The organism is Rhizobium sp. AN68 (assembly GCF_030758035.1).
In the GTDB taxonomy this organism is placed as follows: domain Bacteria; phylum Pseudomonadota; class Alphaproteobacteria; order Rhizobiales; family Rhizobiaceae; genus Agrobacterium; species Agrobacterium tumefaciens.
In genome coordinates this window covers 364,923-386,008 of sequence record NZ_JARWMI010000003.1, presented here as the reverse complement: position 1 = coordinate 386,008, position 21,086 = coordinate 364,923, and the positions used below count along the sequence as shown (strand labels likewise).

Below are 21,086 nucleotides of genomic sequence, written 5' to 3'. Positions count from 1 at the left end.
TCGGATGAAACTCGGCGACGGCGTTGAACAGGCCATTCACAGCGTAGGCATGTTAGCGGGACTTTCCGAAGGCGGCGTGCTTTCGGCGGCGGCGCTGGCAGAATTCCATGGCGTTTCCACGAGTTATCTCTTGAAGCACCTGCAATTGCTTTCCGGTGCCGGAATAGTTTCCACTGTACCGGGGCCGAAGGGCGGTTATCGTCTGGCCCGGACAACCGACAAGATTACCCTGCTTGATATTGTTCTGGCCGTGGAGGGACCACAGCCTGCCTTTCGCTGCGCGGAAATTCGCCAGCGCGGGCCGAACCCCTTGCCGGGACGTTATTTCACCAAGCCCTGCGGCATCAACGCCGCGATGCTGAAGGCGGAGAAAGCCTATCGGGCGGAACTCGCTAAAACCAGCATTGCCGACATTCTGGGCGACCTTGCCGCCACTGACGACGGCGGCATTGCGGCACGCGGCTGCGCCTTTCTGGAGCTGAACGAGCGCAGGACGCGCTAGAACCTAAAAAGACCCAACCATCTGAAATACCGGAGAGCTTCGCAGCTTCCCGGAACGATGACACGTGCCCCTCAAACTGAACCACGAATGGAGAGAGACACATGAAAACCCGTTTGAACTATGCCAAAGCATCCCCTGAAGCCTTCAAAGCCGTGATGGCGCTCGAAACCTACGTCCAAAGCAGCGGCCTCGAGCGCCGCTTCGTTCATCTCATCAAGCTGCGCGCATCAATCATCAATGGCTGCGCGTTCTGTGTGGACATGCATGTGAAGGAAAGCCGTCACGACGGTCTTTCCGAACAGTGGATCAACCTGATGAGCGTTTGGCGGGAATCCCCGGTATATACCGAACAGGAACGGGCGTTGCTCGGCTGGGTGGATGCGGTAACGAAGATTGCCGAAACCGGCGCTCCGGATGACGCCTTCGAGGCCCTGAAGGCGCATTTCTCCGATGAGGACATCGTGAAGATCACCGTTGCCATCGGTGCCATCAACACCTGGAACCGCATCGCCGTCGGCTTCCGTTCGCAGCACCCGGTCGAAACGGCAGCAAAAGCAGCCTGATCCGCTTTACCTGCACCGGACGACCGTTACATGGCGATGTAGCGGTCGTTTCTATGATTGATGGCGAGCGCGAGATTCATGACCAGCGCGCCGAGGATGGAGCAGAGGATGACGAAGGGTGTCGCCACGAAGAATGAGCAGGCCAGCACCATGCCATCGAAGGCGAGCTGGACGAGACCGGCGCGCCAGCCAAAACGGTCCTGGAGATAAAGCGCCAATATGCCGAAGCCGCCGAGGCTGGTGCGATGGCGGAACAGTGCCAGCATGCCTGCCGCAACCGTCAACCCGCCGAAAAGGGCGGCCGCGACGGGATTGATGCTTTCGAAAGCGAAGAAGCCCGGCATATATTCCGAAAGCAGCGCCGTCATGGCAATGGCGCAAAAGGTCTTGACCGTGAAAGCAAGGCCGAGACGGCGGAAGGCGAGATAATAAAACGGCAAATTGACGAGGAAGAACACCGCGCCGAAGCTAAAGCCGATCGAATAGTGCACCAGAAAGGCAATACCCACCACACCCCCGGTGAGGAGGCCCGCAGCGGAAAGCAGTGTCACGCCGAGCGAGACCAGCATGCTGCCCGCCAGAACGCCCTGGGCATCTTCCAGCAGCGAATGGCGATCGGGCGCGGAAGCCCAGATATTCACGCGCTTTCGCGTAGTCGTATCGCCCATGCCTGTTCCCCTGATTTTCCGGCCTTGATCGAGCTATTGCGCCCAAGCGCGAGAGATTTCAAGCGTACTTTCTTCAGCGCACAACGATGTATCTGTCCGAGCGGTGGTTGATGGCGAGAAACATGTTCAGCACGAAGGCGCCGACAATCGAATAGACGACGGTGGCCGGATCGATGACGAGGAAGGCGCAGAGCATCACGAATGCATCGAAGGCAAGCTGGATCAGGCCGGCGCGGATGCCGAAGCGGTCCTGAATATAGATGGCCAGAATGCCGATACCGCCGAGGCTGGCGCGATGGCGATAAAGCGCCAGCAACCCGTAACCGAGGAGCAGGCCACCGAGCAGCGCCGCCCAGAGCGGGTTGATGCTGTCAATGACCATCCAGCGCGCTTCCACTTCCGTCAGCACCGAAACAAGACCGATGGCAATGAAGGTCTTGATGGAAAAGGCAAGACCGAGGCGGCGGAACGAGAGGTAATAGAAGGGCAGATTGACGAGGAAGAACAGGAGGCCGAAGCTGATGCCGAAGGCATAGTGAATGAGGAAGGCGACGCCGGCGGTGCCACCGGTCAAAAGGCCGACCTTGTTCAGCAGATAAAAACCGAGCGCCGATACGATAGCTCCGGTGACGATGCCCTGCACGTCTTCCACCGGCGCATGTTTGGCCGGATCCGAACTCCACATGCTGTAAACGCTTCTCGTTCTGCTCACGCTTTTTCCCTCAGGTTTCCGCGCATTTTGCACTGCAACAAACACGCGATCAAGATGGATACGTAAGGACGACTGACCTATCGTGAAAAAGGCAAGAAACGAAATGTTCAGGCTTTGGCGCGGGCAAGAAAAAGAATGCCGGAAAGGGGTTTTCCGGCATCCTTGCGAATGGTGGTTTTGCGGATTTCGATAAGAGAATAGCCCGCCCGCTCAAGAAGGCCGCTCACATAGCTTTTCGAATGTGCGTAACGCAGCGATTCCCGCAGCACGAAACCATCTTCATCCCCTGCGTCCTCCACCGAAAAGGCGAAGAAGCCGGAGGGCGCAAGCAGGGCCGAAACGAGGGGCATGACGGTTTCAAGACTGCCGAGATACATCATCACGTCGGCGGCGGCGACGAGGTCCGCGCGGTGGTGCGGCATTGCCGGCGCGAACAGTCCCGAGGCGTCAGCTTCCAGCGATAGATCGGCCTGGCCGAGATGGTCGTAAAGTCCCTTTTCCTCCGCCTTGGCGAGCATGTTCTGGGAAATGTCGAAACCTTCCAGCCGCTTCGCCAGGGAGCGGATTTCAACGCCGAGAAGGCCGGTGCCGCAGCCAATATCGACAATGGTGTCGAAGACGCCGCCTCCCGTCGCCTTGCCGATCAGTTCCGCCAGCTTCTGCGGTACGCTGTAATCCAGTTTCTCGACGAGCGACGTTTCGAAACGGTCTGCATAATCGTCGAACAGCCCTTCCACATAACGGCTCGGCGGCTGCTCCGGTGTGTCCGCGGCGCCGAGAACCGCGAGTTTCAGTTCGGCTGCAAACAGCCCTTCCGTATCCAGTTCGGCGACTTTTTCGTAAGCCGCCACGGCTTTGTCCGTTTCCCCCGCCTTTTCATGATATTCCCCGAAGCGAAACCAGCCCGCCGTCCACCGCGGCGCAAGTTCAAGCGCCTGCTCCATGAGTTCGGCGGCGGCGGGATAATCACCGCTCTCCGCCAACATGCGGGCATAGTCCGCCCGGCGGTCGGCAATGACGTCACCGGAAGAAAACTGGTTTGGGGCCATTCAAGATTTCCTGGAGAAGATGTCGGCTGTCATTTATCAAGCCATAAAAAAACTCAAGTCCTATTTCATGGCGCACTCATGGAATTGCGAATATGACGCGATATAGTGCACCGAAACTTGCATCGAAGCAGCGTGCTTCATATGTCAGGACAAAACAGGAGACTTGCTGATGGCCGGTGAGGTCAACAAAATGCTGGGTGATACGGTGGCCCGCACCGTGGTGAAGCTGCTGGTGGTTTCATTGCTCGTCGGCTTTCTGATGGCGATCTTCGGATTGACGCCATGGAATATCATCTATGGCGCACGCGACTTCGTGGTCGATCTGTGGCGCAGCGGTTTCCACGCGCTTGGCGCAATCGGCGACTATCTGATCCTTGGCGCGACGATCGTCATACCCATTTTCATCATCCTGCGCCTCCTGAGCTATCGCCGCTGACATGACCGACACATCTTTCCAGACGCTTACGCGGCGCGGCTTCGTGCTGATTTCCGCCGGTTCCGTTCTTTCCGCCTGTGTTTCCGTGCCTACAAACAAGGACATGCCGTCAGGCACCCGCGATGAGACCGCGGCAGCGCTTCCAATGGTCAACGAGTTGCGCCGCTCGAAAGGGCTTTCGCCACTCTCCTTCAGTAGTGCGGCAAGTGGTGCGGCCGCTTATCAGGCCGGACGCATGGTCAAGGCGCAGAAGATGGCGCACCTGATCGGCCTGACCGACAGTTTCCTCATCCGCATGAAGGACGGCAATGTGCCGCTACCGGCAGCGGAAAACGTGGCGGCCGGGCAGGACAGCGTGGAGCGTGTCGTCAAGGCCTGGATCGGCTCGAAACATCATCTCGAAAACATGCTCGGACCATATAATGGCCTTGGCGTCGCGGTTGCCTATGATGCCGCAAGCCGCAACCGGCCCTATTGGGCGATGGTGCTCTGCGCGTGAGATAACGGGGGCGCCCCCTCCACCCTCATTCCTGTCCCAGTCACAGGGATGAGGCAGGAGAGCACACCACCACGATAAGCACTTATCTTAACCGACGCAGCGTCTCGACCGTTCAGGTCATCGTCATCCAAGCTTGCGGTCGGCCCAGCGGTCGACCGTGCTGTCGCGTAGGTCACGGATGGACTGCACACCTTCGCGAGAGACCAGCTTCGACAGGCCTTTGACGATGGACGACGGCAGGCCGGGGCCTTCATAGACCATGCAGGAATAGAGCTGAACCAGATCCGCCCCTGCCCTTACCTTTTCCAGTGCCGTTTCCGGCGAAGAGACGCCACCGACGCCGATGATGGGCAGATTGCTGCCGACGCGCCGGCGCATCTTGGCGAGAACAGTGGTCGACAGCTCGAATAGCGGCTTACCGGACAATCCACCCGCCTCACCCTTATGCGGACCGGGCCGCAGGCCTTCACGCGAGAGCGTGGTGTTGGAGACGATCAGGCCATCGAGATCATGGGCCAGCGCCTCTTCCGCCACGTCATCCAGCCCTTCCTCGGTCAGATCGGGCGCAATCTTCAGGAAGATCGGAATGCGTTTGCTGAAGCGTTCGGCTTCTGCCCTGCGGCGCTCCAGCACGGCGCCAAGAAGTGCCGCGAGGCTTTCGCGCGCCTGCAAGTCACGCAGACCCGGCGTATTGGGCGAAGAGATGTTAACAGTGAAATAGGATGCGACCGAATAAAAGGCCTCGATGCCCTGCACATAATCGGCGATGCGGTCTTCGCTGTCCTTGTTGGCACCGATATTGACGCCGACGATACCGCGTAGCTGCGCCTGCTTCAGGCGCTCCAGCGCTGCGGCATGGCCTTCATTGTTGAAACCGAGGCGGTTGATGACGCCTTCATCCTCAACCAGACGGAAGATGCGCGGTTTGGGATTGCCGGATTGCCCACGCGGCGTGACGGTGCCGATTTCAGTAAAGCCGAAACCGAGCCTCAGAAGCGGTCCCGGGACTTCCGCATTCTTGTCGTAACCCGCCGCCATGCCGAGCGGATTGGGGAAAACGAGGCCTGCAACGGTCTGCTGCAGACGCGGATCGTGCGGCACCATGCAGGTGGGCAGAAAGCCGCTTTTCAGCGCCGCCACGGACAGGCCATGTGCCTTTTCCGGATCGACAAGAAACAGGCCCTTGCGGCCGATTGAGGAAAATAATCCGCTCATCACAAAATCTCCGGAAACTGGTGCTGGCCATCATGGCCGAGTGAAAGCGGCGTTTCCCAAAGCACGGCGGTCAAGGGAAGAGACGCATAGAGATGGGGGAAAAGGTCGCCGCCTCTCGAGGGTTCATAAACCAGCTTGTCGCCAAGTGCTGCACCATCAACAGCGATCAGAAGCAGGTCGGTCTGGCCGGAAAAATGCCGGGCGGCAGTCTCGGCCGCCTGCTTTGCCGTTGAAAAATGAATGAACCCATCCGTCAGATCGATGGCGGCGCCTTCGAAGACGCCTTGTGCCCTGGCTGCATTCCACAACGTCTCCGGCACGATTTTATAAATGATCGCGGGCGTTTCGTGCATGGGGCTCTCCGAAGGCTTTCCAAGGCTTTTCAGTCTGGGCGGTTTGCCGCAAAGCGGGTCGATTGTCCACAGTTTCCACGGCATTTTTATTGCCGCGACGGCTGTTCCCAAGCTTTTTCTTGTAATACGCAACCGATTAGAGCAACCTTTCAGAAGAGGAGCCGGAAGCAGTCTAGACTGCCGGCAAACGGGAGTGCGCCATACCTTTCAAAGAACCGCATAACGCCCTTGGGAGGGGGCCAGAATGTCGGAACTTGTCATTATCATCGCAGACGACCACCCGCTTTTTCGCGGTGCCCTCAAACAGGCCGTATCCGGTCTCGACGGGCAGCAGACAATCATGGAAGCCGGGGATTTCGAGGCTGCCAGAAGTGCCGCGACGGCATGCAACGACGCCGATCTGATGCTTCTGGACCTCGCCATGCCGGGTGTCAGCGGATTTTCAGGCCTGATGGCGCTGCGGGCGGAATTTTCCAGCCTGCCCATCGTCATCGTTTCGGCAACGGACGACGCGACCACTGTTCGCCGGTCCATCGAACTCGGCGCTTCCGGTTTTATTTCCAAATCCTCGGGCATCGACGATATCAGGGATGGCATTCGCGCGGTTCTTGAAGGCGATGTGTGGATACCGGCAAGCTGTCAGGGCGAAAAGGAGCATGATCCTGACGTGGCTGATCTCATCGGCCGGCTCAGAACGCTGACGCCGCAACAGAGCCGGGTTCTGGGCATGCTGGCGGAAGGCCTGCTGAACAAGCAGATCGCCTATGCGCTGAATGTTTCGGAAGCCACCATCAAGGCGCATGTCTCCGCTATTCTGTTGAAGCTTAAGGTCGATAGCCGTACACAGGCGGTGATACAGCTCAGCAAGATAAACACATCGGCCATGGTGGCATAATCGAGGATTTTATTCCTTTCTTTTCTTTACTCCTGACGGGATATGGTCTAGATTCCGCGGAGTAAACGACAGGAGCTTTTCCGCCACGGGCTCCACCTGCGGGCTTTCATCATGCTTTCACACGAGACGATCTGGAGCGCCATCGATACGCTTGCCAAACGTCACCAGCTGACGCCTTCGGCCTTGGCGAAGCGTGCCGGTCTCGATCCCACTTCGTTCAACAAATCGAAACGTTTCGGCCCGGATGGCCGCAAACGCTGGCCTTCGACGGAATCGGTATCCAAGGTGCTGGAGGCGACGGGGGCAAGCGTCGACCAGTTTTTTGGTTATGCTTTCGGCAGGACGCAGACAATGCAGCCTTCCGGTGCGGACAATGCCATCCCCCTGCTCGGTTTTGCGCAGGCGGGCTCCGGCGGCTTTTTCGACGATGGCGGTTTTCCGGCCGGTCAAGGCTGGGATGTGGTGGAGTTCCCCTCTTCTCCCGAACGCAAGCAGGGCGTCTACGCGCTGGAAGTACAGGGCGAAAGCATGATGCCGCTTTACCGCGACGGCGATATCCTGATCGTGGAGCCGGGCGCGCAGGTGCGGCGCGGCGACCGCGTGGTGCTGAAAAGCCGAGACGGCGAAGTGATGGCCAAGGTGCTGGCGCGGCAAAGCCCCAAGAATATCGAGCTTCTTTCGCTCAATCCCGAACATCCGAACCGCAGCTTCGACATGGCCGATGTGGAATGGATCGCCCGCATCATCTGGGCCAGCCAATAGACACCCGCCATTGCGAAGACAGGCGTCCTACTTGCCCGGGCACAACTCAGAGAGCAGGCGTCGATACTATCCCTTTACAGACCGAGTGACGTTGCCGCGGCATCAACCGTCATGATCTTCGCACCGCCGGAAGCTGCCCTGCGGACAAGGCTCTGAAGTTTGTCTTCCGGGCAACCGTAAAAGCTCGGCGTCTGCGAAACATCATGGGTGAAAATGATGAGCCAGCCGCCATTTTGCAAAACATCCTCGAGCCAACGATCGGCGGCATCGAGATAGTTTTGGTCCGCGCGCAACTCCACCCCGGCAAGATTGTACGGATCGATGCTGCCCCGGTTGATGCCAGGCATGATGCCGCGAGCGGTCTTGAACCTTCGTCGCAACAGGGGCTGCATGACGGGCGAGGCCATGCCGAAAGGAACGGAGAAATTTCGCCTGCCTCGGTTTTCGGCGAACGATCCCAGTACGGTTTCGTTACGGTCAAGATCCTCTTCAAGCCCGCGCCGTGAAAAGCTCGAGAGTTTGCGATGGGAAAAAGTATGGCAGGCAAGCTCGTGGCCGGCCGCTGCAAGTTCCGAACAGCCTTCGGTTGAAATCATGTCCTGCTGTTCATAGTGCTTGTCGATAAAAGTACCTGCGAGATAAAATGTCCCGCGAACACCCTCGCTTTCCAGAATGCGCGCGCCCTTTGTCGAGGCGGTCGCCGGCACATCATCGAATGTGAAGGAGACGATTGGTTCGGACGTTTTGATCAGCGACGCCGGTCCTGGAAAGTACTGCACCAGCCGGTTATTGATCCTGTCTGCAAATGTCCCGATTTTTTGTGTCATGCATAAGCCCCCCGGCCTGTCTGCAAATTACTGCCCCTGCTCAAGTATGTCGTACGCCTGATGCCTCAAACAATAGATTGCAATCAGTAGAGAAGACCAGATAGGCCCGGTTCCGGTAAAGAAATTACTCTCAAGACACGAAGAAAGCAGTGCATACACCCAAATTCGTGCAAAAAGCCGCGTTAATGCCGGATCGGTACCCTTGTTCACAGCTATACGAAAATCGTTTGCGGGTATGATGACGAGCCATATGACGATGAGAACAAAGGCCGGCAGGCCGCCATTCAGCAGGCTTTCGACAAAGCCGTTATGGGCATGGAAGGCGGTGACCGCCCAGGTGCCGGCAGTATCGGCCTGCGCCAGAAGCCGGTCACTCGTCCAGAATGCCTGAAAACCCTGCCCGAAGATCGGCGATTGCGCAAATGTGTCGAAGGACAGGCGCCATATATCCGTTCGGCCGGTAAAGGTGGAATCGATTCCCAGACTATCGACCACATGCCGTATGCTCGGAAAATAGGTGGAGCCGACCGCGAGGATGTTGAGGAAAGCCAGAAGACCTCCGATCATCAGCAATGTCCGACCGGCATGTCTTTCCATGACCCAGACCAGCGCAACAGTGACGGGCAACAGCATTGCTGCGGTTTTCCCGTTGGTTTTCCAGAGGAAGAACCCTGCCAGAAGCGTGATGACAATGCCGCCAACCGTCGACCAGCTATTGCGCAGGTAAAGCCCGATCATGACGAGAATGATCATGGCCGGAGCGGCGGCATTCTTGTGATTGAAGATGCCGCGCCAATCGCCGGCGAGCGCCGTTTCATCGAGATCGTAGGGCTGGTGGATCGAGCGCGAGCGCAGGAAGATCACCCCGAAGTAGCAGAGCGCCAGCAGGATGACGGCGAAGATGGCCATCATCCGGTCGAACTGCCGCCTGTCGCGCGGCATGACGACGAGGACACTGGTGATGAAGCACATAAGGCTCGTAAAGAGCAAACGTTGCAGCGAAGTGCCAGGCTGGGAGCCAAGCACCGAACAAATCACCAGCCAGGAAAACAACAGCAGAATGGGCAGACGCGGCCGCAACAAAAGCCCCGTCAGCCGATGACGCAGGGCAAAAACACCCAGCATCAGCGCAATCACCAGCCCGGTCAGCTGGTTTGCGGCGGCGTGCGGCACGGGTGCAGCCGCAAGATTTTCGAAAGGCGCAACGGAAATCCAGATATAAAGCATCGTGACGACGAAAAAAATCGCGTCGCGACGGCCGCCCGTAAGCGACATGCTGTTGCTTTGTACAGGAATGGACTGCGTATCAGTAAAAGGCGGCATCGTCGGCCACATCGAAAAAGGATAATCGGATCATTGGCCTGCCTTGTGACGAACAACGAAACCCTTTTTGAAACCGGGCCATGTCCAAATAACCATAACAGTCATTATCATCATTATTATACAATTGCTTTAACCCTCTCTTACCTCAAGAAGGCTAAGACTGGGCAACTGCCATTCATAGAGGTCAACGGCCTTCGAATTATTGCCCCCTTGCCGGGTTTTTCCAGTTCATCAATTTTAAAAACACGGCAGTTATCTTGAATTCGCCCGGCGACGCCGGAAAGCACGGAGAATAAGGTGTCGTTGAATACGCCGCGGTTCAGCCATCTAGTCAGACTGGGATTGACCTATATGGCATCCGGCGGGGCGCTTTTGATGTCCAGCGCCGCCCAGCTTTTGACCTTCGCCCTGCTTGCCCGCCATCTCGGCGTGGAACAATTCGCGCTCTATGCCTCGATCACGGCCGTGACCAATCTCGGCGTACAGATTTGTGGTTTCGGTTCGCAGGAATCGCTGATCCGCCGCGTGGCGCAGGATCGCAGCATGTTTCCCGTGATGCTCGGCCACAGCTATCTCTTGAGCGCCGCTACCGGCATTGTGTTGACCATCATCGGCATGGTCACGATCCCGGTGTTTTTCCCGACGTCGGAAACATTACTGCATACCCTCATCACCACTTTCGTGATCCTGGTGACGAACCTCATCCTTCTGAAAGTCATTTCGCTTTCCACCCAAAGCTTCATCGCCCATTCCGACTTCGCCTCCGCCAACAAGCTGGAAGTGATGTTCGCCGTTGCCCGCACAATTGCCGCCGTGGTCGCTTGTCTCATCTTCAAGGTGGAGACGGTGGAGGCCTGGGCCCTGTGGAACCTGGCTGCCCATACGATTGCGGCAGTGATTTCGCTGAAGGCGATCGGCAGGCTCGGTCGGCCGGTCTTCCGGATCGTTCGCGATGAAATCCGCATTGGCATCCTGTTTTCCACCCAGTTCCTGTTCAAGGCCGTGCGTGGCAATGCCGATATTCTCGTTCTCGGTGCCGTTGCCAGCGCCGAGGTTCTGGGCAGCTACTCCATTGCCCGGCGAATTCTCGACAGCTCCTACCTCTCCGTCGAGGCTCTCAACCGGCTGATCTATCCGGGATCGGCCTCAGCCGCCCTGCAGGGTATCGGAAAGACCATAGAGCGCGCTTATAATGTGCTGAAGGCAGCGCTTGTCATCGCAGTCGGCAGCGCGCTGGTCATCTTCATCATCGCGCCCTTCCTGCCGCTACTGTTCGGCGACGAATACGTCTCGCTGCCGATCATCACCCGTATCCTTTGCTGGGTCGTGCTGCCGATGGCCGTTGCGGCAACCGCGCTTGAGGCGCTTGGCGCATCCGGACGGCAGGATATCCGCGCCAAGATATGGAACAGCGGCAATCTCATCGGCTCCGTTATCGTCGCCTTCCTCACCTGGTCGTTCAGCATTTCCGGAACGATCGGCAGCTATTTCTTCGTGGAAGCCGCCATCGCCGCCGCCGTTTGGATCGCTCTTTTGCGATTGCGGCGCAACGAAGAAGCCTTTGCGCCCGCCAAATAGAACGTCATCTGGGCCCCGATCCGAGTGAAACCGGATTTCTCTAGTAAAGCCCGTAGGGGAAATAACGCCGGTAGATTTCTTCCAGCCGGCCATTGCGCGAAAGTGCGGCAAGCGCCTGATCAAAGGCCGGTACAAGCACATCGTCCGGATCAACTGCCATGATGGAAAGGCCTTCGCCAAGAAATCTGTCGGATAAATAAGGTCCGCCGAAAAGCGCACAGCAAGCACCGGACGTGCTTCCCGAAACCCAGAAAGGCAGGCGCAGCCCATCCGCAAAAACCGCGTCCACCTTGCCCGTCTTCAACGCCTCGTACATGGGTTCGTAACCATTAAAGCCTTCGGCCGAGGCTTTGGGAAAAAATGCCTTGAGCATCTGTTCGTGCCGCGAGCCCGTGACCACACCCACCTTCTTTCCCGACAGGGCATCTGCGCCGGAGCCAGTGAATTTCGCCGCCTTGTTGACGGCAAGACGCGCGGGCAACAGCAGATAGGGTCGCGAGAAGGTGAAACTCTTGCGCAGATCGGCGGTAGTGGCAATGCCGGAAATCACCGCTTCGCCCTCTCCCATTTCCAGCGCTGCCTCCAGCTCGTCAAACGGCAGTGCCTGCACTTGGCATTTGCTCTCAACCTTCAGCTGGGCGCAGATTTCGCGCACCAGATCGACATGAAAACCGGCAAGCCGGCCTTCCTGATCGGTAAAATTGAAGGGTGGGAAATCGACGGACATCAAAAACCTGATCCGGGGCACGGAGGAGAGATCGCCACCCGGAAACCGCTCCTGCGCATCAAACAGCACCGGCATGCGGTTTCTGTCCGAGAGACCTTCCGCGTGAAGTTTTCCCAAATTACCACCGAATTGTAAAGCGACAGCTAAAGTAAAACCAATAACTATATCTCGCGTTACATTCATCATTCTCATCTATACTGTCCGTAGCAAGAAGCAAGGCGTTACCAAGGCGGCGGCGGCGATGCATGGATATTTTAGGCACTATACACGAGAATCGTTCCGCACGACGTCAGCGGGGCGAAAAATTGCGTTTTCGCTCATCGGCGACAATCCGCTTTGGACAGCGCCCGAACCGGACGAGCATGGGTCAACACGCTTTCTCTCTTCGCTGGGGTTCGGCAAGCCTTATATCGCTGCATTCGAAGAGCAGGCCCTCAAAAACGGCTCAACCGTGGAAGACGAATTGCTGGCGAGCGGCCTGGTCGATGCGGATGCGTATTACGGTGCTTTTGCCAGATTGTTGCGATTGCCGTTCCGACCGGAAATCGATCCGGGTCGTGTGGCAGACCTCAATCACCTGGACGCGCAACTAGCCGAACCACGGCTCCTGCGGTTGACACCGCTGAATGGTAAGCCAGTGCTGCTGATCGTGCCGGAACTGGCAAGGATGGAATTGCTGAAAGGCATCCTCGATCAGCGTCCGTATCTTCTCGAAGAACTTGCCGTGACCACGCCACAGGCCATGCGCAGCGCAATCTGGAAGGCCGGCGAAGCACGCCGCTGCCGAGACACGCGACATCAGCTTTTCAACGCGGCGCCGCAGCATTCCGCAAGGATCACGCTGCATGGCGAGCAGGGTTTTGTTAGCGGCATTTTCGTTACCCTGCTCGTTCTGTCGCTACTGTTTTATACGCAGGCGGCCATGGCCTATATTCACGTCACCCTCACGATGCTTTATCTCTCCACCTTGCTTTTCAGGTTGTTTGCACTCGTCCATACGCCAAAAGGAAACGATGCGAAAACCGTCATACCACTCCAGCAGGACGGGGAGCTGCCGGTCTACACTATTCTTGTGGCGCTTTATCGCGAAGAGGCGGTCGTTGAGCAGCTTATTCATGCGCTGGAGCGGCTGGACTGGCCCAAATCCCGGCTCGATATCAAGCTCGTATGCGAGGCAGACGACGTAGCGACGATCGAGGCCATCCAGCGGATAAATCCCGGTCCGCATATCGAGATCGTCAAGGTGCCGCCATCCATGCCACGCACGAAGCCCAAGGCCCTGACCTATGCGCTTTCCGGCGCGCGTGGCACTTTCGTTGCCGTTTACGACGCCGAGGACCGGCCGCATCCGCTGCAATTGCGCGAAGCCTACGCCGCCTTCCGCGGCCAGCCGGACGAGGTGGCCTGTGTGCAGGCGCCGCTTATTGTCAGCAATGCCAGCTCCTCTTGGCTCAGCGCCTGTTTCGCACTGGAATATTCCGGCCTTTTCCGCTGCATGTTGCCCGTTCTTGCAGCGTGCAAGCTGCCGCTGCCGCTTGGCGGCACCTCCAACCATTTCCGCACTGCCGTGTTACGCCGGGTGGGAGGATGGGACCCCTATAATGTGACGGAAGATGCCGATATGGGCCTCCGGCTGCACAGGCTGGGTTATCGCTGCGGTGTCATCCGGCGACAGACACTGGAGGATGCTCCGACCTCCCTTTCCGTCTGGCTGAACCAGCGCGCGCGTTGGTACAAGGGCTGGCTGCAAAGCTGGCTGGTCATGACCCGCTCGCCCTTCACGACCGCGCACCGCATGGGATGGATCGCCTATATCGTCTTTCAGCTGCTGATTGGCAGCATGCTTCTGTCGTCGCTGGCCCATCCCTTGCTGTTTGTTTCATTCGCCTTCATGGCCATAGCAATCCGGGAAAACGGCGCGGATATGCTGCTTTCCTGGCAGGGCATTCTGTTTTTCATCGATACGCTGAATATTTTCGGAAGCTACGCCATCTTCGTACTGATGGGCAGAAACAGGATGATAGCTCATGAGAAACAACAGGTCGGACGGCGCTGGTTGGCGATCCCGCTCTACTGGCTGATGCTGTCACTCGCCGCATGGCGCGCCGTGGTGGAATTGAAAACCAAGCCGTTCGTCTGGAACAAGACGCCGCATATGCCGGTCATCAGGAACAAGGCCTGACGACCAGATTTTATAAACGAATTCCGGTTCCGTCAGCGCCGCCACTGCGGATATGGCACAAACCAAAACGCCTTGCCGATCGAGGTTTCTCCATCGGCAAGCTTTATCGCTTCGCAAAAGATCGGCCGAGCAGCTCTATTTGGTAACGAGCTTGTTCTTGATGAGGCCGACAATGATCTGGACAATCAGGCCGCCGACGCCGCCGCCAACAAGCTGGCCGGCAAGAGCGCCTATATCCATGCCGCCGGCGGCAGCAGTTTCCGCCGTCCCGAGCAGCGATCCGAGCACGGTTCCTCCGCCGATGCCGCCAATAGCGCCGGCAATCAGGTTGCCGAGCGCACCGAGATCGGAATCCTTGAGTATTTTTCCGCCGGCCGAACCGCCAACCGCACCGCCGACAATTTGGGCCAATATCGAAGTAAGATCCATGTCATCCTCCTCACAGGTTTCCCCGACCATTCGGGGAAACAATGCTTCCCATTCATGTCTGTTCGGGCCGGAGAAAGCGGGCCTTGAGCCTTAGTCTTTCTCGCCGAAAAGTTTCCAGACCACGGCGCCGATTGCGGCGCCGAGGATCGGAGCGAGCCAGAACAGCCAGAGCTGTTGCAGCGCCCATCCACCAACAAACAACGCCTGTCCCGTCGAGCGGGCCGGATTGACGGATGTGTTGGTGACCGGAATGGAGATCAGATGAATAAGTGTGAGAGCAAGGCCGATGGCGATCGGCGCAAAACCAGTGGGAACCCTGCCATGCGTCGATCCCAGAATGACGATCAGGAAAAATGCCGTCAAAATGACTTCGATCAGCAGTGCCGACACGAGCGAATATCCACCCGGCGAATGTTCCCCGTAACCATTTGCGGCAAAACCGCCAATATCGGCACCGGCTTTGCCGGTAAGGATGACATAAAGCGCCCCCGCCGCGACAATCGCCCCCAGAACCTGCGCCACTATGTAAGGAGCGAGGTTCGATGCCGAAAATTTGCCAGCAACGGACAGACCGACGGAAACGGCCGGATTAAAATGACCGCCCGAAATACCCCCGACCGCATAGGCCATGGTCAAAACCGTCAGACCGAAAGCGAAAGCGACACCGAGAAAGCCAATGCCGAGTTCAGGAAAAGCAGCGGCAAAAACCGCACTGCCGCAACCTCCGAACACGAGCCAGAAAGTGCCAAGAAATTCCGAAAGAAGCTTGCGACTCATAACACTCCCCCAATAATGTTACGACCGCATCAACTATTACGTGCAATTTAATTGTAGTCAAGCTAAATCGCATAGTCGCACGTTTGCCGGAGCGATGGCGGTGACATGCGCGCTTTTGGCTGGCCAGGAAGTTGTTTGGATTGCCTTGAAAATATGGAGCGGGTGAAGGGAATCGAACCCTCGTATTCAGCTTGGGAAGCTGCTGCTCTACCATTGAGCTACACCCGCGCCGCGCACAAGACATCGGACAGTTCTTACCGGGTGTCAAGCACCCGACAGGACCATTACTCCGCGCGGAAATGCTTGGAGAGCTTCAGGCCCTGTGCCTGATAGTTGGAGCCAAGGCCGCTGCCGTAGAGGCCATCAGGTTTTTGCAACATGTGCTCGTAAACTAGCCGGCCGACGATCTGGCCGTGTTCGAGGATGAAGGGCACCTCGTGGCTGCGCACCTCGAGAACGGCGCGGCTGCCCGTGCCGCCCGCCTGCGCATGGCCGAAGCCTGGATCGAAGAAGCCCGCATAATGCACGCGGAACTCGCCCACCAAGGGATCGAAGGGTGTCATTTCGGCCGCATAAAGTGGCGGTACATGCACGGCTTCACGCGAAACGAGAATATAGAACTCATCCGGATCGAGGATCAGTTCGGCACGGCCGCGGGCGTATAGAGGTTCCCAGAAATCGAGAACATCGTGCTGAGCCTTCTTGTCGACATCTACCACCGCTGTGTGATGCTTGCCGCGATAGCCAATCAGCCCTTTTTCGCCAAAACCCTTTAGGTCGATGGAAAGCGCGATGCCGCCGCCGGTCACATTAGGGGTTTCGCTGGCGACCAGCATCTCCGTCTCGTGCAATTTCAGAAGCTCGGCTTCGTTGAGCAACGAGTGGCCGATGCGGAAACGGATTTGCGAGAGGCGCGAGCCACGGCGCACGACGACCGGGAAGGTGCGCGGGCTGATTTCCAGATAGAGCGGGCCGGCATAGCCCGCAGGTATCTTGTCGAATTCCTGCGCATTGTCGGTCATGACGCGGGTGAAGATATCAAGACGCCCCGTCGAGCTTTTCGGATTGGCCGAAGCCGACATATCCGCCGGCAGCTCCAGGCTCTCCATCAAGGGCACGATGTAGACGCAACCGGTTTCCAGCACCGCCCCCTCGCTCAGATCGACCTCGTGCAGGCTGAAGCGGTTGAGCTTGTCGATGACTCGGGTTCCGGGGCCGGGCATGAAACTGGCGCGCACGCGATAGGCTTTGGAGCCCAGCCGCAGATCGAGGCTCGCGGGTTGCACCTGATCGACATCGAGATCAGCCTCGCTTTTCAGCTTGCCGCCCGCAAACAGCGCCCTGATCGCGCCATCCGCCAAAATGCCCGTGGTTCTGGTCATGATCATCATTCCTTTTTACGGCGACAAAACCAAAAGGAAAGCATTGACGCAAGCCGGTAACGGCAGTATGGCAAGCTTATCCCGTGGTGATTTGGCCGGTCGGCTTGCAGCCACGTTAAACAAGTGGCTAAAAAGACCGGGTGCTAGGAACCGGTCTGCTTTTGCGACCGGTTTTTTTGTTTTGAGGTGATCACATGAGCAATAAATGGCGCCCGGCAACCCAGCTCGTTCACGGTGGTACGCTACGCTCACCCTATGGTGAAACGTCGGAAGCGATCTATCTGACCCAGGGTTTCGTTTACGAAAACTCCGAAGCCGCCGAAGCGCGCTTCAAGGGCGAAACGGATGGCTTCATCTATGCCCGCTATGCAAGCCCGACCAATGACATGTTCGAAAAGCGCATGTGCCTGCTGGAAGGTGCGGAAGACGCCCGTGCGCTTGCCTCCGGCATGGCCGCCGTGACAGCCGCCATCATGTGCCAGCTGCGTGCCGGCGATCACATCGTTGCTGCCCGCGCGCTTTTTGGCTCCTGCCGTTGGGTGGTAGAAACGCTTGCACCCAAATACGGCATCGAGTGCACGCTGATCGACGGACGCGATCTCAACAATTGGGAAAAGGCGATCCAGCCGAACACCAAGCTGTTTTTCCTCGAAAGCCCGACCAACCCGACGCTCGAAGTGGTAGATATTGCCGGCGTGGCGAAGCTCGCCAACCAGATCGGCGCGAAAGTGGTTGTCGACAATGTTTTCGCCACACCGCTTTTCCAGAAGCCACTCGAACTCGGCGCCCATATCGTCGTTTATTCGGCGACGAAGCATATTGACGGTCAGGGCCGCTGCCTTGGCGGCGTGATCCTTTCCGACAAGAAGTGGATTGAGGAAGAGCTGCAGGACTATTTCCGCCACACCGGCCCAGCCATGTCGCCGTTCAATGCCTGGACGCTACTGAAGGGCATCGAAACCCTGCCGCTGCGTGTCAAGCAGCAGACGGCCAATGCCTCGAAGATCGCCGATTTCCTCGCCGACAGCGGCAAGGTTGCCAAAGTGATCTATCCTGGTCGCGCCGACCATCCGCAGGCAGACATCATCGCGCGGCAGATGTCGGGCGGCTCGACGCTCGTGGCTTTCGAACTGAAGGGTGGCAAGGAAGCGGCATTCGCACTGCAGAACGCGCTTGATATCGTGAAGATTTCCAACAATCTCGGCGATGCCAAGAGCCTCATTACCCACCCTGGCACCACGACGCACAAGAACTTGACCGACGAGGCGCGTGCCGAACTGGGTATTTCCGGCGGGACCTTGCGTCTTTCCTGCGGTATCGAAGATACGGACGATCTGCTGGAAGATCTGGCGAAGGGTCTTGCGGCCGTTTCAGTTTAAGGATTCAATCGCCATGGCCAGACTTCCCCGTCGGGCCATGGCACGCATCCCGCTTGGGTGAAAGCCCGCGTCGGGCAACCAATATTTACCTTTACCGTTATCCCTAACGGTGAAAAAACGGCGCAACAGAAGATGCACGTGGTCGTCAAGTCATTCATTTTCTTGACGATAGCCAGAACCTGTAGTGTAGGATGATGGCAGCAGGGAAAATATCGAGGTGTGGCGCGTATGTATCGTGCTCTGACAAGGGATATCGAGGTAACGGTCGATCCGTATTATCTCGAGGAGCAGTCCGACCCGGATGACGATCGTTATGTCTGGGGCTATAAAGTCGTGATCTCGAACAATTCCGATGTTCCGATAACACTCGTCAACCGCTATTGGCACATCACCGACCAGAACGGACAGGTGGATGAGGTCTACGGGCCGGGTGTCGTCGGCGAAAAACCGCATCTGAACCCCGGCGACAGTTACGAATATTCATCCGGCTGCCCGCTGGATACGCCGTCAGGCCTTATGTTTGGCCATTATGAAATGGAAACGGACAAAGGCGAGGTGTTCAATGTCACCATCCCCGCCTTTTCACTGGATTCACCCGGCCTGTTGCGGGTGCTGAACTGACAAAAAAGCCGCGCCATTCACAAGCGCGGCTCTCCTCGTCAGACGTTTTCAAACTCGCTGACATCGTAACGATAGGTCGTGGAGCAGAACTCGCACGTCACGGCAATCGCACCGTCTTCCTCACTCGCCTTGATCTCTTCAGCGGTGAAACCGGACAGCACACCCTTGATCTTGTCCCGTGAACAGCTGCAACGGTCGAAAATGACCTGCGGATCGTAGATGCGCACGCCGCTCTCGTGGAAAAGCCTGTAAAGGAGACGCTCCACTGGCACCTGCGGATCGGTCAGCTCGTCGGTATCCACCGTATTCAGCAGCGACACTGCCTCTGTCCAGGCATCGTCCTCCGCCACTTCATAATCGCCCTCGTCGCCGTCACCGCCATGGAGATCGCGCATGCGCAAACGCTCGGGCGCCTGCGGCAGGAACTGGGCAATCACGCCGCCTGCACGCCAGCTATGGCGCGGCTTCCCCTTCGCCGTCACGGTCGAAGAACTGGGCAACGCCGAGGCGCACGCGGGTGGGAAGCTGTTCCGACTGACGGAAATAAACCCCGGCGATTTCTTCCAGCGAAGAACCGTCCAGCGGCACAATGCCCTGATAAGGCTGCATGCCGACGCCCTGATCGATGGTGAAGGCCAGAATGCCGGTTCCGAGCAGTTGTTCGGGCGAGGTTTGCCCCGCAGCAACAGCTTCCGCCAGCCGCTCCTCATCGAAACGGGCATAAGCGCGCATGCTCTCGGGGGCTGTGAAATCCGCCACCAGAAGGTCAACCGGGCCGTCGCCCTTGGTCTGCACAGTCAGCTTGCCGGAAAATTTCAGGGATGTGCCGATCAGCGCCGTCAGAACCGTTGCTTCCGCGAGCAGGCGGGCGACAATCTCGGGATATTCGTGACGTTCGAGGATGGCATTCAACAGCGGCCCGACCTGTACGGCGCGACCGCGCACGTCCAGACCTTCGACCTGAAAGGGCACAACCTTGTCGTCGCCAGCTAAATCGAGATTGTCCAGTTCAACCGTTACATCTGCCATGTCATAACTCCTTGGCGAAGCCGTTGCGCCGCTACCGTCCAAAAGTCCGGCTTTTAAAATGTACTTTTTCAGCTTGTCGCACAGAGATCCGGGAAGCGAAACCGCCTCCGGGGACAATCGTGCAAATCGTGAGGTGGCCCGCCAGCGAAAAGCCGACGAGCGTCTTCGAAGCCCCACAGATGGGAATGTGCATCGCCGAGTTCAAGCACCTGGCCGATAGCGGTCAGATGACGCCCATGCACCATGCGATAATGGACTTCTGCGCATGGAGCCGGTTTTCCGCCTCGTCGAAGACCACCGATTGCGGCCCGTCGATCACTGCATCCGTTACTTCCTCGCCGCGATGCGCCGGCAGGCAGTGCATGAACAGCGCTTCCTTGTTGGCCTTCGCCATCAGCGCTTCATTGACCTGATAAGGCTGGAAGATATTGTGGCCGCGCGCCTTGTGTTCCTGGTTCATGGACACCCAGGTATCGGTGACGACGCAATCAGCGCCCGCCACTGCCTTGTCGGCATCGTGGTACAGCGAGATTTCGCCACCATTGTTGCGTGCCCAGTTCAGGAACTTGTCGTGCGGTTCCGAACCCATCGGGACTGCCATCGCCATGCGGTAACCGAAACGGGCGGAGCCTTCCACGAACGAATGCAGCACATTATTGCCGTCACCCGTCCAGGCAATGGTCTTGCCCTTGACCGGGCCGCGATGTTCCTCAAACGTCAATATATCCGCCATGATCTGGCAGGGATGCGTGTCGTCCGTCAGGCCATTGATAACAGGCACGGTGGCGTGTTCGGCAAGCTCGAGCAGACGCGAGTGATCCGTGGTGCGGATCATGATGGCATCGACATAGCGCGACAGCACCTTGGCCGTATCGCCAATCGTTTCCGCGCGGCCCAGCTGCATTTCCGTGCCCGACAGGAAAAGGGTCTCACCGCCGAGCTGGCGCATGCCGACATCGAAGGAGACGCGGGTGCGTGTGGACGGTTTTTCGAAAATCATTGCCAGCATCTTGCCAGCAAGCGGCTTTTCCGCCGTGCCGGTTTTGGTGGCAATCTTGCGCGTGCGCGCATCATCAAGAATTGTCCGCAGATCCTCCGACCCGACGGCCGAGAGGTCCAGAAAATGTTTTGGTGAACCCATTCTAATCTGTCCCATGCTTGCGAGCCCCTGAAGAGAG

At 57.9% G+C, this 21,086-nt stretch carries 22 protein-coding genes, 1 tRNA gene, 1 pseudogene and 1 riboswitch; of the genes and pseudogenes, 10 read left to right on the top strand and 14 right to left on the bottom strand.

What is annotated here, in order from left to right; translation table 11 throughout:
* Nucleotides 1-4 precede the first annotated feature (4 nt).
* Nucleotides 5-502: an RrF2 family transcriptional regulator gene (locus RBH71_RS14905; RefSeq protein ID WP_003514956.1), complete on the top strand. Its 498-nt coding sequence runs from the start codon at nt 5-7 to the stop codon at nt 500-502.
* A gap of 101 nt (nt 503-603) precedes the next feature.
* Nucleotides 604-1,065 carry a carboxymuconolactone decarboxylase family protein gene (locus tag RBH71_RS14900; RefSeq protein ID WP_003514954.1) on the top strand — a complete coding sequence of 154 codons (462 nt, stop codon included), beginning with the start codon at nt 604-606 and terminating at the stop codon, nt 1,063-1,065.
* Nucleotides 1,066-1,091: 26 nt separating this feature from the next.
* Here the strand turns inward: RBH71_RS14900 and RBH71_RS14895 are convergent, their stop codons facing one another.
* The 3 genes from RBH71_RS14895 to RBH71_RS14885 all read right to left on the bottom strand — a co-directional run bounded on the left by RBH71_RS14895 (nt 1,092) and on the right by RBH71_RS14885 (nt 3,494).
* Complete coding sequence (locus RBH71_RS14895; RefSeq protein WP_003514952.1) at nt 1,092-1,733, bottom strand: YitT family protein; 642 nt, start codon at nt 1,731-1,733, stop codon at nt 1,092-1,094.
* Between the two features lie 73 nt (nt 1,734-1,806).
* Nucleotides 1,807-2,418, bottom strand: a complete 612-nt coding sequence (locus RBH71_RS14890) for a YitT family protein (protein WP_003514951.1) — start codon at nt 2,416-2,418, stop codon at nt 1,807-1,809.
* Between the two features lie 134 nt (nt 2,419-2,552).
* Nucleotides 2,553-3,494: a class I SAM-dependent DNA methyltransferase gene (locus RBH71_RS14885; protein ID WP_003514950.1), complete on the bottom strand. Its 942-nt coding sequence runs from the start codon at nt 3,492-3,494 to the stop codon at nt 2,553-2,555.
* A 169-nt stretch (nt 3,495-3,663) separates the two neighbouring features.
* On the opposite strand from RBH71_RS14885, the gene RBH71_RS14880 reads away from it, so the two are divergent.
* Together RBH71_RS14880 and RBH71_RS14875 are read left to right on the top strand one after the other, a co-directional pair.
* A complete protein-coding gene (locus tag RBH71_RS14880; RefSeq protein WP_003514949.1) occupies nt 3,664-3,930 on the top strand; it encodes a DUF6460 domain-containing protein in 267 nt (88 codons plus the stop codon).
* Between the two features lies 1 nt (nt 3,931).
* The gene (locus RBH71_RS14875) at nt 3,932-4,429 is read left to right on the top strand and encodes a CAP domain-containing protein (protein ID WP_003514948.1); all 498 of its coding nucleotides are present in this window, start codon (nt 3,932-3,934) and stop codon (nt 4,427-4,429) included.
* 123 nt (nt 4,430-4,552) lie between these two features.
* Here RBH71_RS14875 and RBH71_RS14870 read toward each other — a convergent pair whose 3' ends face one another.
* Together RBH71_RS14870 and RBH71_RS14865 are read right to left on the bottom strand one after the other, a co-directional pair.
* Complete coding sequence (locus RBH71_RS14870; RefSeq protein WP_003514947.1) at nt 4,553-5,644, bottom strand: quinone-dependent dihydroorotate dehydrogenase; 1,092 nt, start codon at nt 5,642-5,644, stop codon at nt 4,553-4,555.
* Nucleotides 5,644-5,997, bottom strand: a complete 354-nt coding sequence (locus RBH71_RS14865) for a DUF952 domain-containing protein (protein ID WP_003514946.1) — start codon at nt 5,995-5,997, stop codon at nt 5,644-5,646. The genes RBH71_RS14870 and RBH71_RS14865 overlap by 1 nt, the downstream gene beginning before the upstream one ends.
* Nucleotides 5,998-6,241: 244 nt before the next feature.
* On the opposite strand from RBH71_RS14865, the gene RBH71_RS14860 reads away from it, so the two are divergent.
* Nucleotides 6,242-6,892, top strand: a complete 651-nt coding sequence (locus RBH71_RS14860; RefSeq protein ID WP_003514945.1) for a response regulator — start codon at nt 6,242-6,244, stop codon at nt 6,890-6,892.
* Between the two features lie 111 nt (nt 6,893-7,003).
* The gene (locus RBH71_RS14855; RefSeq protein WP_003514944.1) at nt 7,004-7,654 is read left to right on the top strand and encodes a S24 family peptidase; all 651 of its coding nucleotides are present in this window, start codon (nt 7,004-7,006) and stop codon (nt 7,652-7,654) included.
* A 74-nt stretch (nt 7,655-7,728) separates the two neighbouring features.
* On the opposite strand, the gene RBH71_RS14850 is transcribed toward RBH71_RS14855, so the two are convergent.
* Nucleotides 7,729-8,481, bottom strand: a complete 753-nt coding sequence (locus RBH71_RS14850) for a polysaccharide deacetylase family protein (RefSeq protein ID WP_003514943.1) — start codon at nt 8,479-8,481, stop codon at nt 7,729-7,731.
* Between the two features lie 27 nt (nt 8,482-8,508).
* On the bottom strand, nt 8,509-9,804 hold the full coding sequence (uppY, locus tag RBH71_RS14845) for a Wzy-type polysaccharide biosynthesis protein UppY (protein WP_323687402.1): 1,296 nt from the start codon (nt 9,802-9,804) through the stop codon (nt 8,509-8,511).
* Nucleotides 9,805-10,155: 351 nt separating this feature from the next.
* Between uppY and uppX the strand changes: the two genes are divergently transcribed.
* Complete coding sequence (gene uppX / locus RBH71_RS14840; protein WP_003514941.1) at nt 10,156-11,382, top strand: Wzx-type polysaccharide biosynthesis protein UppX; 1,227 nt, start codon at nt 10,156-10,158, stop codon at nt 11,380-11,382.
* 40 nt (nt 11,383-11,422) lie between these two features.
* Here uppX and RBH71_RS14835 read toward each other — a convergent pair whose 3' ends face one another.
* The gene (locus tag RBH71_RS14835) at nt 11,423-12,184 is read right to left on the bottom strand and encodes a transporter substrate-binding domain-containing protein (RefSeq protein ID WP_003514940.1); all 762 of its coding nucleotides are present in this window, start codon (nt 12,182-12,184) and stop codon (nt 11,423-11,425) included.
* A gap of 166 nt (nt 12,185-12,350) precedes the next feature.
* On the opposite strand from RBH71_RS14835, the gene RBH71_RS14830 reads away from it, so the two are divergent.
* On the top strand, nt 12,351-14,291 hold the full coding sequence (locus RBH71_RS14830) for a glycosyltransferase family 2 protein (protein ID WP_323687401.1): 1,941 nt from the start codon (nt 12,351-12,353) through the stop codon (nt 14,289-14,291).
* A gap of 135 nt (nt 14,292-14,426) precedes the next feature.
* On the opposite strand, the gene RBH71_RS14825 is transcribed toward RBH71_RS14830, so the two are convergent.
* The 4 genes from RBH71_RS14825 to RBH71_RS14810 all read right to left on the bottom strand — a co-directional run bounded on the left by RBH71_RS14825 (nt 14,427) and on the right by RBH71_RS14810 (nt 16,879).
* On the bottom strand, nt 14,427-14,720 hold the full coding sequence (locus tag RBH71_RS14825; protein WP_003514938.1) for a hypothetical protein: 294 nt from the start codon (nt 14,718-14,720) through the stop codon (nt 14,427-14,429).
* Nucleotides 14,721-14,810: 90 nt separating this feature from the next.
* A complete protein-coding gene (gene aqpZ / locus RBH71_RS14820; RefSeq protein WP_003514937.1) occupies nt 14,811-15,497 on the bottom strand; it encodes an aquaporin Z in 687 nt (228 codons plus the stop codon).
* A gap of 154 nt (nt 15,498-15,651) precedes the next feature.
* Nucleotides 15,652-15,725, bottom strand: a tRNA-Gly gene (locus RBH71_RS14815).
* Between the two features lie 56 nt (nt 15,726-15,781).
* Nucleotides 15,782-16,879 (bottom strand): 2'-deoxycytidine 5'-triphosphate deaminase, encoded by a 1,098-nt coding sequence (locus RBH71_RS14810; protein ID WP_003514935.1) that lies wholly within the window; start codon nt 16,877-16,879, stop codon nt 15,782-15,784.
* Between the two features lie 73 nt (nt 16,880-16,952).
* Nucleotides 16,953-17,031: riboswitch (SAM riboswitch) on the top strand.
* Nucleotides 17,032-17,073: 42 nt separating this feature from the next.
* Here RBH71_RS14810 and RBH71_RS14805 point away from each other — a divergent pair.
* Both RBH71_RS14805 and apaG read left to right on the top strand, forming a co-directional pair.
* Nucleotides 17,074-18,258 carry an O-succinylhomoserine sulfhydrylase gene (locus RBH71_RS14805; RefSeq protein ID WP_003514934.1) on the top strand — a complete coding sequence of 395 codons (1,185 nt, stop codon included), beginning with the start codon at nt 17,074-17,076 and terminating at the stop codon, nt 18,256-18,258.
* Nucleotides 18,259-18,486: 228 nt separating this feature from the next.
* Nucleotides 18,487-18,879 (top strand): Co2+/Mg2+ efflux protein ApaG, encoded by a 393-nt coding sequence (apaG, locus tag RBH71_RS14800; protein ID WP_003514932.1) that lies wholly within the window; start codon nt 18,487-18,489, stop codon nt 18,877-18,879.
* A gap of 38 nt (nt 18,880-18,917) precedes the next feature.
* Here the strand turns inward: apaG and RBH71_RS14795 are convergent.
* Nucleotides 18,918-19,908: pseudogene (locus RBH71_RS14795) on the bottom strand (Hsp33 family molecular chaperone).
* Nucleotides 19,909-20,131: 223 nt separating this feature from the next.
* Entirely contained in the window at nt 20,132-21,049 is a 918-nt protein-coding gene (gene argF, locus RBH71_RS14790) for an ornithine carbamoyltransferase (protein WP_003514928.1), read from the bottom strand.
* Nucleotides 21,050-21,086 lie beyond the last annotated feature (37 nt).